At 42.3% G+C, this 16,317-nt stretch carries 17 protein-coding genes; 2 read left to right on the plus strand and 15 right to left on the minus strand.

The features are described from left to right. Positions 1–96 precede the first annotated feature (96 nt). Positions 97–744: a PAQR family membrane homeostasis protein TrhA gene (trhA, locus tag ABS301_RS19130; RefSeq protein WP_277405751.1), complete on the plus strand. Its 648-nt coding sequence runs from the start codon at positions 97–99 to the stop codon at positions 742–744. A gap of 62 nt (positions 745–806) precedes the next feature. On the opposite strand, the gene ppnP is transcribed toward trhA, so the two are convergent. The 12 genes from ppnP to spoIIID all read right to left on the minus strand — a co-directional run bounded on the left by ppnP (position 807) and on the right by spoIIID (position 12,213). Beyond that, the gene (gene ppnP, locus ABS301_RS19135; protein WP_349673726.1) at positions 807–1,124 is read right to left on the minus strand and encodes a pyrimidine/purine nucleoside phosphorylase; all 318 of its coding nucleotides are present in this window, start codon (positions 1,122–1,124) and stop codon (positions 807–809) included. A 73-nt stretch (positions 1,125–1,197) separates the two neighbouring features. Continuing rightward, entirely contained in the window at positions 1,198–1,452 is a 255-nt protein-coding gene (locus ABS301_RS19140; RefSeq protein ID WP_349673727.1) for a GIY-YIG nuclease family protein, read from the minus strand. 281 nt (positions 1,453–1,733) lie between these two features. Then, positions 1,734–3,305 (minus strand): DUF3794 and LysM peptidoglycan-binding domain-containing protein, encoded by a 1,572-nt coding sequence (locus tag ABS301_RS19145; protein WP_502877983.1) that lies wholly within the window; start codon positions 3,303–3,305, stop codon positions 1,734–1,736. Positions 3,306–3,384: 79 nt separating this feature from the next. Beyond that, complete coding sequence (gene cysE, locus ABS301_RS19150; RefSeq protein WP_349673728.1) at positions 3,385–4,065, minus strand: serine O-acetyltransferase; 681 nt, start codon at positions 4,063–4,065, stop codon at positions 3,385–3,387. Between the two features lie 135 nt (positions 4,066–4,200). After that, entirely contained in the window at positions 4,201–4,584 is a 384-nt protein-coding gene (locus ABS301_RS19155; RefSeq protein WP_349673746.1) for a protease complex subunit PrcB family protein, read from the minus strand. A gap of 111 nt (positions 4,585–4,695) precedes the next feature. Continuing rightward, a complete protein-coding gene (aguB, locus tag ABS301_RS19160) occupies positions 4,696–5,580 on the minus strand; it encodes an N-carbamoylputrescine amidase (protein ID WP_349673729.1) in 885 nt (294 codons plus the stop codon). After that, on the minus strand, positions 5,528–6,682 hold the full coding sequence (aguA, locus tag ABS301_RS19165; protein WP_349673730.1) for an agmatine deiminase: 1,155 nt from the start codon (positions 6,680–6,682) through the stop codon (positions 5,528–5,530). The genes aguB and aguA overlap by 53 nt, the downstream gene beginning before the upstream one ends. 24 nt (positions 6,683–6,706) lie before the next feature. After that, positions 6,707–7,828 carry a carboxynorspermidine decarboxylase gene (gene nspC, locus ABS301_RS19170; protein WP_349673731.1) on the minus strand — a complete coding sequence of 374 codons (1,122 nt, stop codon included), beginning with the start codon at positions 7,826–7,828 and terminating at the stop codon, positions 6,707–6,709. Between the two features lie 2 nt (positions 7,829–7,830). After that, complete coding sequence (locus tag ABS301_RS19175) at positions 7,831–9,105, minus strand: saccharopine dehydrogenase family protein (RefSeq protein ID WP_349673732.1); 1,275 nt, start codon at positions 9,103–9,105, stop codon at positions 7,831–7,833. Continuing rightward, positions 9,102–9,959: a polyamine aminopropyltransferase gene (gene speE / locus ABS301_RS19180; protein ID WP_104439223.1), complete on the minus strand. Its 858-nt coding sequence runs from the start codon at positions 9,957–9,959 to the stop codon at positions 9,102–9,104. Before speE ends, ABS301_RS19175 begins: the two co-directional genes overlap by 4 nt. A 30-nt stretch (positions 9,960–9,989) precedes the next feature. Further along, a complete protein-coding gene (locus ABS301_RS19185) occupies positions 9,990–11,441 on the minus strand; it encodes an aminotransferase class I/II-fold pyridoxal phosphate-dependent enzyme (RefSeq protein WP_349673733.1) in 1,452 nt (483 codons plus the stop codon). 496 nt (positions 11,442–11,937) lie between these two features. Beyond that, complete coding sequence (gene spoIIID, locus ABS301_RS19190; protein ID WP_104439224.1) at positions 11,938–12,213, minus strand: sporulation transcriptional regulator SpoIIID; 276 nt, start codon at positions 12,211–12,213, stop codon at positions 11,938–11,940. A gap of 318 nt (positions 12,214–12,531) precedes the next feature. Here spoIIID and ABS301_RS19195 point away from each other — a divergent pair, with 318 nt between their 5' ends. Further along, a complete protein-coding gene (locus ABS301_RS19195) occupies positions 12,532–13,602 on the plus strand; it encodes an HD-GYP domain-containing protein (protein ID WP_349673734.1) in 1,071 nt (356 codons plus the stop codon). A gap of 86 nt (positions 13,603–13,688) precedes the next feature. Here the strand turns inward: ABS301_RS19195 and ABS301_RS19200 are convergent, their stop codons facing one another. The 3 genes from ABS301_RS19200 to ABS301_RS19210 are packed head-to-tail and all read right to left on the minus strand — an operon-like array spanning position 13,689 to position 16,149. After that, the gene (locus tag ABS301_RS19200; protein ID WP_349673735.1) at positions 13,689–14,156 is read right to left on the minus strand and encodes a low molecular weight protein-tyrosine-phosphatase; all 468 of its coding nucleotides are present in this window, start codon (positions 14,154–14,156) and stop codon (positions 13,689–13,691) included. A gap of 4 nt (positions 14,157–14,160) precedes the next feature. Beyond that, the gene (locus ABS301_RS19205) at positions 14,161–15,006 is read right to left on the minus strand and encodes an ornithine carbamoyltransferase (protein ID WP_349673736.1); all 846 of its coding nucleotides are present in this window, start codon (positions 15,004–15,006) and stop codon (positions 14,161–14,163) included. Positions 15,007–15,018: 12 nt separating this feature from the next. Continuing rightward, positions 15,019–16,149 carry a CobW family GTP-binding protein gene (locus ABS301_RS19210; RefSeq protein WP_349673737.1) on the minus strand — a complete coding sequence of 377 codons (1,131 nt, stop codon included), beginning with the start codon at positions 16,147–16,149 and terminating at the stop codon, positions 15,019–15,021. Positions 16,150–16,317: the final 168 nt, after the last annotated feature.

Raw genomic sequence — 16,317 nt, forward strand, 5'->3', positions numbered from 1 at the left:
TTCTTTTTCCCGAAAGTGTATAGTATATAAAAAGAGATAACATAGTTTTCATTACTACATCACGCGTTTTCATTTCTCATGCAAGGAGGTTTTACTATGAACATAAAAATTAAAGATCCCGTCAGCGCAGGCACTCATTTTATAGCCATGCTTCTCGCCCTGATCGCCGCTACTCCCCTGCTGATAAAAGCTTCTGCAGACGGAGAACTTCATCTTGCCGCCCTGGCGGTATTCTGCATCAGCATGGTGCTTCTCTACGCAGCCAGCACCATCTATCATACCCTTGATATTTCACCTAAGATTAATAAGCTGTTGAAAAAATTAGATCACATGATGATATTTATCCTGATTGCAGGAACCTACACTCCAGTCTGTTTAATTGTTCTGGGTGACAAAACCGGTTTAAGCCTTCTTGCTCTTGTATGGGGCATTGCCATCTTAGGAATGATTATTAAAGCGTTCTTTGTAATGTGTCCAAGGTGGTTTTCATCCGTCATTTATATTGCCATGGGCTGGATCTGTGTCCTGGCTTTTCGTAAAATCGTATTAGCACTTCCTCCTGCTGCCTTTATCTGGCTTCTGGCAGGCGGACTGATTTATACAATCGGAGGCATTATCTATGCGTTAAAGCTTCCTCTGTTTCAATCCAGACATAAGAGCTTTGGCAATCATGAACTGTTTCATCTGTTTGTAATGGGAGGCAGTTTCTGTCACTACATTCTCATGTATCACTTTGTGGCTTAACTTAAAATAGAAAGAAGACTGAGTGCATTCAGCCAGAATGCCTGATCAGTCTTCTTTTTTCTCTATTCCTTTATATAGGAACAGCAATAATCCGTTACTTCATCCGTTGAAACTTTAAATCTGCTGGAAGCGGGTACTGTAAAAGCCTGTCCTGCTTCATAAATTTCCCAGTTATCGCTTCCTGGAAGAAGAGCTTTTAAGTTACCACCAAGAATTTCCATGTGCTCTTTCTCATCTGTCCCGAACTCATATTCTCCCGGTAAAATGATTCCCAGTGTCTTTCTGGTTCCGTCTTCAAACAAAACTGTGCGGCTGGTTACCTTTCCGCCATGGTAGATATTTGCTTTCTTTATTACTGCTACACGCTCAAACTGATCCATTCCAGATTCCTCCGTCAATATAGTGTTTCCTTGATGTAATAATTTACTATACTAAAGTAAGAAAGTAAAAAAGTCAATGGAGACTTTCAGATTTTTCGATCAGAAACAGCTTTTCCTTTCTGGAAAGCTTTTTAATCTGCACTTCACGGCGCATAGCCTCTTCCTTTGTTGGATAAGATTCATAATAGACCAGTTCCACCGGTCTCCTTGTCTTTGTGTATTTGGCACCCTTTCCCTGGTTATGGGCTTCCATTCTTTTTTCTAAGTGGTTTGTCCAGCCGCAGTAAAGAGTATTATCCGCGCATTTGACCAAATAAGTATAATTCATTTTCCTTCTCCATCTGTAAATATGATGCTATGTAAACGGTAATAACGCCTTGCAATCGCGTCACTACCGCCCAGGCTAACCTGTCATCTATCTTAAGCACCAGCTGGATGCGTTATGGCGCCGTCGATGGTTGAACAAAGCTTAAGCTATAATATATTATATAACAGGACTTGCCGATATGTGAATAACAATCTTTATATTACCCTGTTTTATTAAAATCATTCAGTAGATCCCTGTCAAAAGTGCCAGACAAAAGCAGGTGCTTTCGTCTGGCACTTATTTTATGAAACTTCTTTTACAAGAATTAAGCGGTCTCCTGGTTTAATGGTACTTTCCGTAAGACCATTGGTGGTCATAATGGTATCAACCGTTGTATGGAATTTTTTAGCAATTTTCCACAGAGTATCGCCAGGCTGAACAATATAACCGACAATTCCAGGAAGTTTTTGCAAATTATTAAAATCCATGGGCGAATCCGTTACTCCGGTAATAATTTGTTCACAAACCGGCTGTAAGGCCAGAAGATCAAGGGAAATAGTTGCCTTCACCTCAACGTTTCCTCCGCCAATCATAACGGCACTTAACTGCTCCAGCCCTGGATTCAGCTGAGATATGGTGGACTCATTAATTCCAGGAGCCTCGATCAGGAAATGGAACGGAATATCTTCTACTGCACATTGAATGGGCTGTGCGTCATCAGAGGTCATATAAAGGATCTTTACTTCCAGAACACCCTCCACATGAAGTCCGTCTTCCTTCACTTCCGTATCGTCAATTTTAACGATACCCTCACTATGACAGATCTGAAGGATCCGATCCGCCTGATCCAGGGTTATTTTCTCAACTATTTTACATTTACTCATATTCCTGGTCAGGATCTTATCAAAACAGGCTTCTCCTGTCTGGAGTGCAAGATCACGATTAGTCGAATATAAGTCATTTAAAAGCTCCATACTTTCTTCTTTATAAAGCTTCATATCCAGTTCCAGAACCGCATCCACATCAATTTCACGCATCTCACCGTCTGAATCAGGCTTCGCCTCAATATCCTTGTGAATCAGCCGTACTGTGACTACCGGCACCATGTCTTCTGTTACATCCGGAACCTCTATTTCTCCAGAAAATGGAATACTTTCTTCCATCCACTGAACGGGAGCATTTTCCCCTTCTCCCTGATAAATAATAAAGACCATCAGTTCGCCGTCAAGCATCATCTTTCCGTTCGTAGGCCTGGTGGTTACGCCTCTTAATATCATTTCATTCCACAATATATGATCAATATTAGGCTTATTCCCAGACAGGCTGATGGTATCCTTTATCCGAAACGTGTCCTTATGGTGAAGAGCAACGGTTGCAACATCCACCTTTTTGCGAAGAGTTTCTACACTGGGAGCATCGCCTGAGGTTGGTTTCGTGTCCACTTCTACGGCAGCATCTACGTCGCAAAGGGTCTCAACCTTTACCTGAAGCGTAACAATCGCCTTTACACTTAATTTTCTGGAATTGATGATCCCTGCGTTTAAATCTTCCAAGTCGCAAGTAACTGAAACTAAATCTTTCTCATCAAGTCCCGGTACATTAATCGGTTCTTCAAAATTAATGCTCCCGCTTAACGTACAAAGTCCGCCCTCTGCTCCCCGATACAATATGGTAAAATCCATCTTTCCCCGGACTACTACCCGCTCCGTCTGGTTCTTAACGGAATCCATGGTAATCTCACCGGAACTAAGAATAATCTGCTCCACATCATCCATGCTGTCAGGGACAATGAAATCATCGTCAAGCGTAATCTGGGATGTGGCGTTTCCTTTCCAACGATTCATATGTATGTTTTTCTTCACCAGCTCCAACATGAAAAAGCACCTGCCTTACCTTCTTTTATTCCTTTAAGAAAGTGTATGCAGGTGCATGTTCCAATATACTTTTTTTATTCTAATCCTGGGATTTCTCCTCTTCCTCTGAATTTTGTGTTTCCTTTTCTGAAAGCGGGTTTTCCAGTTTATGAAGTTTCTCTTCCAATTCCTTTACACGTTGTTCCATCATGCAGTAATGCTCCATGGTAACCATATTGCTTTCTTTCTTTGGTATGGGAACTCCGTCAATTTTTACCGCGCGGGCGGGGATTCCCGCTGCCGTCACATTGTTCTCCAGAGGCTTTAACAGTACCGCATTGGCTGCTATGGTACAGTTATCTCCTACTTCAAAAGAACCAAGAATCTTAGCTCCTGCTCCCACCGTCACATTATTCCCAAGGGTAGGATGGCGCTTTCCTTTATTTAAACCAACGCCACCAAGAGTGACTCCCTGATAAATTGTACAGTTATCCCCTACAACCGCAGTTTCTCCGATTACCACGCCGCAACCATGATCAATCAGTATTCCATGCCCCATTTTTGCACCGGGGTGAATCTCAATCAGTGTAAAAAATCTGGCAGTCTGGGAAATCATTCTTGCAATAAAAAACATCTTGTGCTGATAAAACCAGTGGGCAAAGCGATGCCAGATGAGTGCATGAACCCCCTGATACAAAAGCAGGACTTCCAGTTCATTCCTGGCTGCCGGATCCCGCTGCTTTACTGCCTTCACATCAAGCCATATATCTTTTAATATCATACGAACCTTCCTCTTCTCCTTACTTTCGACTCCTGTTTGATGTAGTATATCATATGGCGGCAAAAGAAAAAAGAGAAATTTAAAATAGCTGCTCTGCAACTTATTTACAGAACAGCTATTTTCTTACATAATTACTTATTGAAATACAACTGGAAGTTCGGACATCTCCGTCTTGATCACGATAAATGGATAAGATGGTTCTGAACCTGTGTTCTCGCCCTTATCCGGACCGATTAACTCCGTATCAAGCACGATGGAATTGTCAGTGAGATAAAGATCATTGACTGCTATGCTGTAACCGCCGCTGGCCTGCTTTCCATATCCTACTACTATGTAAAGATTTTTATCATCACTGTAAGTCAGTTTAAAGGGTGACTGTTGCTTTTCCGCTATTATCTGTTTGAGTTCCTGCGGAATATCCGTATCTGCAACCACAGTGAAATCCAGATCCCGTACTTTGTTTCCATTATCCCCGTTTACTGTACACCCGCTCAAGGTACGAACCACCAGCACCCACATAGCGAGGCCGAAAAAAATCATCCATTTTCTGTTAAACAGTCTCTTCATAGCGCACTCCCCAACTTATTGATTATTACTATTTATATGGGGAGTAAGCCATTTTTATGAAACTTATTTGATTTTTCCTGAAATAATTTCGTACTGTTTCGGTCTTCTGTCCCGGAAAAGTCCCCAGTTTCTGCGGTCTCTGCTGATCTCATCCAGATCAAACTCTGCCAGGATCACACCTTCCCCTTCTCTTCCCATAGACTGAATCAAAGCACCCGTACTGTCTGTAATAAAGGATGATCCGTAAAACTTTAAAGAAGAACTCTGATTGCCATTTCCCTCACAGGGTGATACCGATTCCTCTCCGATGCGGTTTGCGGCAATGACTGGTATAATGTTGCAGGCAGAATGCCCCATCATGCAGCGTCTCCAGTGTTCCATGCTGTCACATTCCAGTATGGGCTCACTTCCAATGGCGGTGGGATAAAAAATGAGTTCTGCACCCAAAAGTGCAAGACTTCTTGCTGTCTCCGGAAACCATTGATCCCAGCAGATCCCAACCCCTACTTTTCCGTATCTTGTATCAAATACTTTAAATCCGGTATCTCCAGGAGTAAAATAAAATTTTTCCTGATAATAGTGGTCATCGGGGATATGGGTTTTCCGGTAGATCCCCAGATTCGTCCCATCTGCATCAAGAACTGCAACGGAATTAAACATGGTGTTTCCGGACCGTTCATAAAAACTGACCGGAATTACCACAGAAAGCTCTGCTGCGATCCTGGAAAAATGAATGACTGCATCATTTTCCTCAGCTGGCTTCGCATATTCATAATATTCGTAGCGTCTCTCCTGACAGAAATATTGACGTTCAAACAACTCCGGAAGCAATATGATTTCGGCTCCCTCTGCTGCTGCCTTCCTTACAAGCTTCTCTGCATTGGCAATATTTTTATCAACGTCCTGGCAGCACTTCATCTGAACTGCCGCAACTGTTACCTTTCTCATCTATTTCTCCTTTTGGTATCTGCTGCGTGATGCAGTGGATATTTCCTCCGCCTGCAATAATATCTCTGGCATAGACCGGATAGATCTTTCTGTCGGGAAAACAGTCAGACAGAATACGGACTGCTTCCCTGTCATTTTCATCTCCAAACTGAGGGACAATTACCCCTCCGTTTGAAATATAAAAATTCACATAGCTGGCAGCCAGCCGTTCACCAGGTTCCCGTTCATCTTCACCTGGTTCGAAGGCAAAGCCCGCCAGTTCCTCTTTCGTAATACAGACAGGGATCTTAGGAATTGACAGCTTATGAACGACAAAATGCCGGCCCCTTGCATCGGTCTCTTTTTCAAGAATCCGTAAATCTTCCATTGACATTTCATACTGAGGATCTTCCCTGTCATCAGTCCAGGCTAAAACCACTTCACCAGGACGTACAAATGCACAGACATTATCCACATGCTCATTGGTTTCGTCCTGATAGATGCCATACTTCAGCCAGATAATTTTCTCTGCTCCCAGATATGCCTTAAGCTTTGCCTCAATTTGCTCCCTGGTCAGAAGTGGATTTCTCCCCTTACTTAAGAGACAGCTTTCTGTTACCAGAGCCGTCCCTTCTCCATCTGAATGAATGGAACCGCCTTCCAGAACGAAATGTCCGGCATCATAAACTTCATATCCCAGCTTTTCACAAAACCGGCCTGCAAGAAGGTTATCCTTCTCCCAGTCCTGATACAGACCATCAAAGGTACCTCCCCAGGCATTAAACTGCCAGTCAATTCCCCTGATGCACCCTGACTTATCTTTCACAAAGGTAGGTCCAACATCTCTGGCCCACGCATCATCAGATTCCATCACCATTACTTCAATCCGATCAGAAAGCATGGCTCTGGCATTGTCATAAGTATCCTCATGGGTCAGCATGATTAACTGTTCACTGTCTGCAATGGCTTCTGCAATTTCCGCAAAAGCCTTTCTTGCTTTTACCGCCCCATATGGCCAGGACCCCGGCCTTCTGGGCCATATCATGATGCAGCCCCTGTGAGGTTCAAATTCCCCCGGCATGTAAAATCCTTCCTCTGCCGGCAGTGTGGATCGCTTTATCATATTTCATTCCTCATATCAGGCCCATTAAGACAGCCTGTTTTTAAAATCTTCGTATCCAAATTCTTTTATAATGCGGCATTCTCCGTCCTGATCCATAATCGCTATGGAAGGAAGGGGCATGCCGTTAAATGTGTTGTTTTTAACCATGGAGTAAATAGCCATATCCATAAAATACAGTTTGTCTCCAGGGTTTATCTCATAGTCAAAGGAATAATCTCCGATTACATCTCCAGCCAGGCAGGTGCAGGAAGACAGGCGGTAAGTAAACGACTTTTCTCCCGGATCTGCGCTGTCCTTTAACGGCGGACGATAAGGCATTTCCAGTACATCCGGCATATGACAGGATGCGGAAGCGTCAAGAATTAAGGTTTTAATTCCGTTATCCACCACATCAAGCACTTCTGTCACTAAATAACCAGCATTGAAAGCAACTGCCTCTCCAGGTTCTAAATAGACACGAAGCCCGTACTTGTCCTGAATTCTTTTCATACAGGATTCCAAAAGCTCCAGGTCATAATCCTCTCTGGTTATATGATGTCCTCCCCCCATATTAATCCAGGATAACCGGGGGAAATATTCTCCGAACTGTTCTTCTACTGCATCCAGAGTGGTTTTCAGTGCATCTGCATTCTGTTCACAAAGAGTATGAAAATGAATGCCTGAGATATAAGGCAGATATTCTTCCTCAAACTGCTCCCTTGTCACACCCAGCCTGGAGCCGGGTGCACAGGGATCATAGATAGCATGCCCATCCTGTGTGGAGCATTGTGGATTTACCCGGATGCCGGCATTTACACCTTTAAGGCAGTCCTTATACTTTTTCAATTGGGAAAAAGAGTTAAATACAATGTGATCACAGATTTTTGTCAGTTCTTCAAAATCCGCTTCCTTATAAGCAGGGGCAAAAACATGGTTTGAAAGTCCCATCTCCTCTTTGCCAAGTCTGGCTTCATACAGACCGCTTGCAGTAGTTCCATCAATGTATTTTGCAATTAACGGATACTCTGCAAAGCAGGAAAATGCTTTTTGTGCAAGAAGAATGCTGCAGCCGGTTCTCTCTCTCACCCCGTTTAAAATTTTCAAATTATCAGTCAGCCTGCCCTCATCAATTACGTAGCAGGGAGTCTTTAGTTCCTCTATCTTCATGATTATTCCTGTCTCCACACAGTTACAGTCTCAGGATCTTCGCAGACTACCCAGGGAAGTCCCCATTTGTTTAAAGCCTCCATATATGGATCGGGATCAAATTCCTCTACATTGAACACTCCTGGCTTTTTCCACTGTCCTGTCACCACCATCATGGCTCCGATCATAGCCGGAACTCCGGTTGTATAGGAAATTGCCTGTGATTCCACCTCTTTGTAGCACTCCTGATGATCGCACACGTTGTAGATGTAGATGGTTTTCTCTTTTCCGTCTTTGATTCCTGTAAAAATGCATCCGATGTTGGTCTTTCCAACTGTTCTTGGTCCCAGAGACGCCGGATCAGGAAGAAGTGCCTTTAAAAACTGAATCGGTACAATACTCTGACCATTAAACTCAATGGGAGCCGTTGAAAGCATTCCAACGTTTTCAAGGCATTTCATGTGTGTTAAGTAGCTTTGTCCAAAGGTCATAAAGAAACGGATTCTCTTAACACCAGGAATATTCTTAGCCAAAGATTCAATCTCTTCATGGTGAAGGAGATACATGTCCTTTTCTCCCACCTCTGGGAAATTGTACTTAGATTTCAATTCCATAGGTTTGGTCTCTACCCAGTGGCCATCCTCCCAGTAAGATCCATTTGCAGATACTTCCCTTAAATTAATCTCAGGGTTAAAGTTTGTTGCAAAGGGATATCCGTGATCTCCACCGTTACAGTCTAAAATATCAATGGTGTGAATTTCATCAAAATAATGCTTCAGGGCATAAGCGGAAAATACACTGGTAACGCCAGGATCAAATCCGGTTCCAAGAAGAGCCGTAATGTTTGCCTTTTCAAATCTCTCTCTGTAATTCCACTGCCAGGAATAATCAAAATAGGCTGTAAAACCAAGCTCCTCACACCGCTTCTCATAGATTGCCCTCCACTGGGGATCTTCCGTATCTTCCGACTCATAGTTAGCCGTGTCGATGTAATCCACCCCTGCAGCCAGGCAGGCATCCATAATGGTTAAATCCTGATAGGGAAGTGCCACATTTAATACGGCATCGGGCTGATAGCTCTTAATTAAGGCAATGACTTCCTCTGTATGATCTGCATCAACTCTTGCGGTTTCAATTCTTGTTTTTGTCTTTCCTTCCAGCTTTGCCTTTAACGCATCACATTTTTCCTTTGTTCTGCTTGCTATGCAAATGTCTGTAAATACCTCGCTGTTCTGGCAGCACTTGTTGATTGCCACTGCGGCAACTCCGCCGCATCCAATTACTAATAATCTGCTCATTCCTTTTCCTCCTCTTCCAGTAGATCTTCCACATACTTTGGAAGCATAAATGCTCCTGTGTGAAGATTGGTGGTATAATACCATGTCTCTATTTTCATTTTGTTCCATTTATCGGGTTTAAAGTCATTAATCGGGTGATATTTTTTTGATGCAAAACCAAACAGCCAGTAGCCTGACGGGCAGGTTGGAATATGAGCCTGATAAACACGGCTGATGGGGAAGGAACGATAAACCTTCCTGTGCATGCTTCTGCAAGCCAGCTCATCTTCGTCATAAAAAGGACTGCCATGCTGATAGACCATGATTCCGTCGCTCTTAAGCGCCTTATAGCAGCTTCCATAGAACTCTTTGGTGAAAAGTCCCTCAGTATGTCCAAACGGATCGGTGGAATCATTGATAATCAGATCGTATTCTTCTTTTTTGTTTCTCAGAAAACGAAGTCCGTCATCGTAATAAACCTTTACTCTCTTATCATCCAGACCGCATGCCACCTCAGGAAATATATCCCGGCATACATCAACAAACAGTTTATCCGTCTCTACCACATCAATGGATTCAATGGAAGGATACTGCAAAAGCTCCTTCGCCACACCTCCATCGCCTCCACCGATAATCAGCACATTTCTCACATCAGGGTGAACTGCCATGGGTACATGGGTTACCATCTCATCATAAATAAATTCATCTTTGTCCGAAAAGACAATGTCTCCGTCAAGAGCCACAAACTTTCCGAATTCCTGGGATTCAAATACATCGATTCTCTGATATTCACTTTCGCCGGAAAAAAGCTGCTTGTCAATCCGGACGGAAAGCTTAACATTGGATGTATGCAATTCCGAAAACCATATCTCCATATTTCCTCCATCTTTCCCACTTACCGGAAATTACTCTGTCAGTACCATTAAATTCTCCACCGCCGGATCTTCTGTTCCCTGCATGGAGCATCCCTTCTCTCTTGCGTAGACGATATATTCCACAATTTCCTCCGTAATCATCTCTCCAGGCGCCAGAATCGGGATTCCAGGCGGATAGCACATCACAAACTCTCCGCTGATCTTACCAGCTGATTCTTTTACCGGAACAGATACCTTCTTTGAATAAAATGCCTTCTGGGGAGATATCACCACTTTTGGTGCTATGTACTCTCCTGATAGCATACCTGTCCGGTCTTTTTTATAAAGACGCTCTACATCTGCCAGAGCACCTACCAGGCGCTCTATGTCCTGTATTCTGTCACCAATGGAAATATAGGCAAGGATGTTGCAGATATCTCCGAATTCAATCTGAATATCATATTCATCCCGAAGGAGGTCATACACTTCAATTCCTGCCAGACCATTTCCCAGGGTATAAACGGAAAGCTTGGTCACGTCATAGTCGAAGATGCTGGTACCATTTATCAAATCTCTGCCATATGCATAATATCCCCCAATGGAATTGATTTCTTCCCTGGCATACTCTGCCATTTCGGTCACCTTTGCAAAGGATTCTTCTCCTCTGAGTGCCAGGTTCCGTCTGGAGATATCAAGGCTGGAAAGAAGAAGATAGGACGCACTGGTCGTCTGTGTTAAATTAATGATCTGACGCACATAATCCCCGTTCACACCGGTATTAAGCAGGAGAAGCGAGCTTTGCGTCAGACTTCCTCCTGATTTGTGCATGGAAATTGCGGCCATGTCTGCCCCTGCCTCCATAGCAGAAACAGGCAGGTTTTTACCGAAGTAAAGATGGGTTCCATGAGCTTCATCCGCCAGAACCTTCATACCATGTGCATGAGCCAGACGCACAATGGAACGGATATCGGAACAGATTCCGTAATAAGTGGGATTATTAACAAACACTGCCACTGCATCCGGATTCTCCTCAATTGCCTTCTCAACCTGGCTGATCTCCATTCCCAGGGAAATCCCAAGCATGCTGTTTACTTCTGGATTAACATATACAGGAACTGCTCCGCAAAGCACTAACGCGTTAATCGCACTTTTATGAACATTTCTCGGAAGAATAATCTTATCTCCGGCTTTGCAGACAGAAAGAATCATGCTCTGTACTGCCGAAGTAGTTCCTCCTACCATCAAGAACGCATCTGCCGCTCCAAAAGCCTCCGCAGCCAAACGTTCTGCATCCCGGATCACTGACACGGGATGGCACAAATTATCAAGTGGCTTCATGGAATTCACATCAAGCCCCACACAACGCTCACCAAGAAGCTGTGCCAGCTCCGGATTTCCTCTTCCCCGTTTATGCCCGGGTACATCAAAGGGCACTACTCTTTTCTTTCTAAATGTCTCAAGAGCATCATAAATCGGAGCTCTCATCTGATCGTCTCTGTTCATATGGCAAATTACCTCTCTGCAATAAAATTCCTTACAATCAAAAAAAGCAGGTGAATGTACATCACCTGCCTGAAATTCCATGAATCTTAAACGGAATCATCCTCCGTCTGCAAACTATTCATGACAATAACCGTTTTCGAGTCTACATAGCAAATATACTGTCCCTGCTATTATTGATCGTTTCACAAGTGATGTGCAATTGCACTGATTATAAAGTAATCAACTTATAAAATTTGAGCTTCTAACTCAATCAATAATGTGGTTTCCCACGTTCGGCAGCTGACCCGCCTGTCCGTCTGGGCTTAACTTCTTACGAAGTGGTCAATATTTGCATGAAAACGATAATGTCTCTTCATACTGGGGTAAAGAATAACATATTTTACGGATTCATGTCAACCAGTTTTTTGTAAAATTTTTGTCTTTCATGAAATAGAACAGCCGCTGTCTGAGAACGTCTACCATTTCTCAGACAGCGGCTGTCTCCCCACTCATTTGTTTATAAATCTTTTTTACTACACATCTGAAGGCGGTGCTGATACTTTTCCTTGGTGGCGAGGCCGCCTCTGATATGGCGCTCGGATTTGTTAATGTCCAGGATGACCCTGGCCCGGGCTGCCAGGGACGGATTGATGTGCTCTAAACGATCTGTCACATCCTTATGTACCGTAGATTTGGATATCCCAAATTTCTTTGCTGTCTGCCTAACGGTTGCATGGTAGTCTATGATGTAGTTGGCGATCGCAACCGCGCGTTCTTCAATATATTCCTTCAAGAAAATCCCCCTGCTAGGACGTTTTTACATACTTATGCAGGATGACGGTCAAGTATGAATGGTTCTATTTTAATTTCTTATGAATTAATTTTATATTATAATTACCATAATTTACCACCGTATAATATAATTGTACAAAATGAAACCACAATTTTCTACAATAATCCACCTGTCAGATAGCAAATTTTCATTGACGCATTTGTCAAATCCAACTATAATTTAAGATATTAATATACAATTATTTCTAATTATAACATAAAAAGGAAACTACTGAACAGAAAGAAGAGACTGCCATATAGTCTGTTGAGGTGCAAAGAATTGATTTATTTACCAATTGAGAAATTGACTGCAGGTATGGAATTAGCCCGCAACATACCAGGTTTAAACCCAATGCTGCCTTTCGCCGTAACTGGCTACATCCTGAATGAACGCACAGTAAACAGAATGATGAGTATCGGAATTCAGGGCGCTTATATTCAGACTGAACTGACTGAAGGAATTGAGCCAGTAGATATTGTGGAACCTGAATTAAAGGCCAAAATGCTGATCAGCATACAGGAAACATTTGAAGAAAGCCTGAAAAAAGTCACCTTTCAGACCAGCAGACAGATATATGAGAATATTGCCGACGTAGCCAAAACCGTCGTTATGAATGTTTTAAACATGGACAAGTATCTTTTTCAGATGATCGACATCAGAGACTATGACAGTTATACCTATTCCCACAGCCTGTATGTGGGGATTTTAAGTGTACTCATAGGGCGCTATATCGGACTCCCTATATCCAAGCTGAATGACCTGGCTCTGTGCGGTCTTCTCCACGATATCGGAAAAACTGATATTCCAATTGAAATCACCAATAAGCCAGGACCTTTAACCAACGAGGAGTATGAGGTTATGAAGCAGCACCCCAGCCTTTCCTATGATAAACTTTTTGACTGTAATTCCATCTCCCAGGCAGTGCTCCAGGGGATTCAGACCCATCATGAGAAATATGACGGAAGCGGTTATCCATTTGGTCTTGCAGGGGAGAATATTCCCCTATACGGACGTATACTTGCTATTGCAGATGTCTATGATGCCTTGAGTGCCACGAGACCATATCGAAAAGCTTGGAATCCAAGAAAGATATTTGACTATCTGACCAGCTGCTGTAATTCCCATTTTGACCCGGAACTGTTATCCGCCTTTTTCCAATGTGTTTCTGCTTATCCAATTGGTACAATTGTCAGATTAAGTGATGGAAGCACGGCTGTCGTCAAAGATAATACTCCAGGATTTGCACTACGGCCAATCATCCGATTCATTAATCCTGCCAGTGTGGCAGGCAAGGAAATCAATTTATCAAGTGAGGCGCTTAACATAACCATCATAGACCTTGATGATTAACAGGAATATATTAAAAGGTGGACTTCACCAAAACTGGAGAATGTCCATCTTTTTTTCATCCTTCCATTGATCCAGACAATGGAAGATTAATTATAACCTTCTGACTTAAGAATGAAATCCAGTAAAGCTTCACACCCCTCTTTTACATCGTTATATGTCACATCAAAATCACCGGTATACCATGGATCAGCAATATCTCTTGGATTAAGACCATAATCCAAAAGACGTTTTACCTTTCCCTTCTGGTCACTCCCCACAATTCTCATAATTCCGGTAATATTCCTCTGTTCCATTCCCAGTATATAGTCATAATTTCCATAGTCTTTTTTCTTTAGCTGTACCGCAAGCTTGCCCGCTGTGGAGATGCCCAATTCCTTTAACTTATTGCGGGTACCGTGATGAACAGGATTCCCGATCTCTTCTGAACTGGTTGCTGCAGAAGTGATGTAGAATTCAGTTGTTAAATGTTTCTTTTCTACCAGATCCTTCATCACAAATTCTGCCATAGGAGATCTGCATATGTTCCCAAGGCATACAAATAGTATCTTTATCATAAGTTTAAACTCCTCTCGTCTCTTCCTGCATGCAAAAAATTATGATTGCCTGCTGTATCTCCATCAGGCATTTCTTAAAATGATATCCTGCAAAATAAGGGCTGTCGATTACATCATCAGATACTTCTTCACCCCTGTAAAACGGCGGACAGGGATTTAATACTGCATCTTTCCTGGCCCGCTTCATATGCTCCAGCGTAACCTGAAAATGCCTGAAATTTTCTAAATTATTACTTCCAAAAGAATCAGTGCAGATGATGTCTTTATCAGCTATTGCATCATATAAATGATTGCATGTTTGTAAGCCTTCCATCTCGTAGCCCTGGGGACAGCATTGTATCAGGGAAAATCCCATTAATTCCGATGCCTCTTTCCATGCATAACCAATATTGCCGGCTGCTCCAACGAAGAGAAACTGATCCGTTGTTAGGTCCCTGCGAATCTTTGACAAAGCATACATATCAGCCAGCATCTCACACGGGTGATTTTTATCCGTCATACCATTGATAACAGGTACCTGAGCATTATCTGCGATCTTCTCTAATAAGGAAATATCTTTATGCCTTACAATCAAACCATCCGCCCAATTATTTAAATATCCGGTCACGTCTTTAATATCTTCTTTTTTATCCAGAGTTTCAGGAGCAAATAAAATTGATTGTCCCCCCAAAAGATGAATTCCCTTCTCAAATGTCACCCTGGTACGGATGCTGGAAGCAGGAAAGAACATTACAATCGTCTTTTCTTCCAGGTATCTCTTATAATTCCCCTGCAAAATATCATCTGCAATCTGAAATATCCTTAATACATCATCTCTCGTAAAATCACTTAACCGTATGAAATTTCTCATTGAATACCTCTTTCAATTTCCTGATATACAATCATATAATGCTTTGATAATCCCATCTTTATTATAATCCCTGCCAATAAATACGATCTGATTCATACGGTCACCATAGATTTCATCCCAATCTTCCAACACATCCGGATAATCCTGAAAGATCTCCTCTTTTTCGTCATTTGAAAGTGCCGCCACCCAACTGGTAGCTTCCGATATTGAGGCGTTTTTTCCTGCCTGTTCAAACAGCTGGGCATGTACCGAATCATCAGAAAACCAGATATATCCTTTAGCCCGTATCACTGTTTCCGGGTAATTCTCTTCCAGAAATCTCATGAATTTCTCACGGTCAAAGGCCTTTCTTTCCTCATAAACAAAAGAAGAAACTCCATAACCATCTGTTCCAGAATCATCCATATGTCTTTCCCTGGCAAGTGCTTTCTGTAAAGATGATGAATTCATAACTCTATCATAATCGAACTCTTTTCCATTAAATATAAGCCTGGTATCAACTTTTCCCCACGTCGTCTCAATGATCTCTGCTTCGGGCTGAATCTGCTTTATTATATTTATTACCTGCTCAATTTGAACTGGCGGCAATAAGTCACACTTATTTAAAATAATTGTATTGCAAAATTCTATCTGATCCATAACCAGATTTATGATATCAGGTGCCTCTTCCCCATCATCGTTTAGCTGTTCTTCCATTTCACCCAGGAACTCATTATAAATCCGGTCTGCATCTATAACTGTTATAATGGAATGCAAATAAACGCCGGAACAATCCGAACCTTTTTCAGATGGCAAGAAACCTTCCGCAATTGATGCCGGATTGCTGATTCCTGAGGCCTCCACTAATATTCTTTCGACCCTTTCATCTTTAGAAAGTTCTTCTATCTGGTTCATAAATTCTTCCCGCAAAGAACAGCAGATGCATCCATTCTGCAATTCCACCATTTTTGCAGTTTCTTGTGAAGAATCTTCACTTTTTATTACTTTACTATCCACATTCACACTCCCCATATCATTAATAACAAGTGCAAGACCACTGTTATCACCGCTCTCCAGCAATCCCTGTAGCAGTGTGGTTTTCCCTGAACCAAGATACCCGGTAATTAATATGACTGGGGTTTTCTTATTTACTTTTTTATTCATTATAATCATCTCACTTTTTCCATGATTGGTAACAGTTCTTTTCAAAAGCAAAAAAAGCGCAAACCCACACTTGGATTTACGCATTCCTATTTTAAGCAGTATTACATATAATACATATACCCTCAAAACCACACATTGTTATATATCTTCATCCGTTCTTTCCTCTTA

The organism is Lacrimispora sp. (assembly GCF_031982545.1).
Taxonomy (GTDB): Bacteria; Bacillota; Clostridia; order Lachnospirales; family Lachnospiraceae; genus Lacrimispora.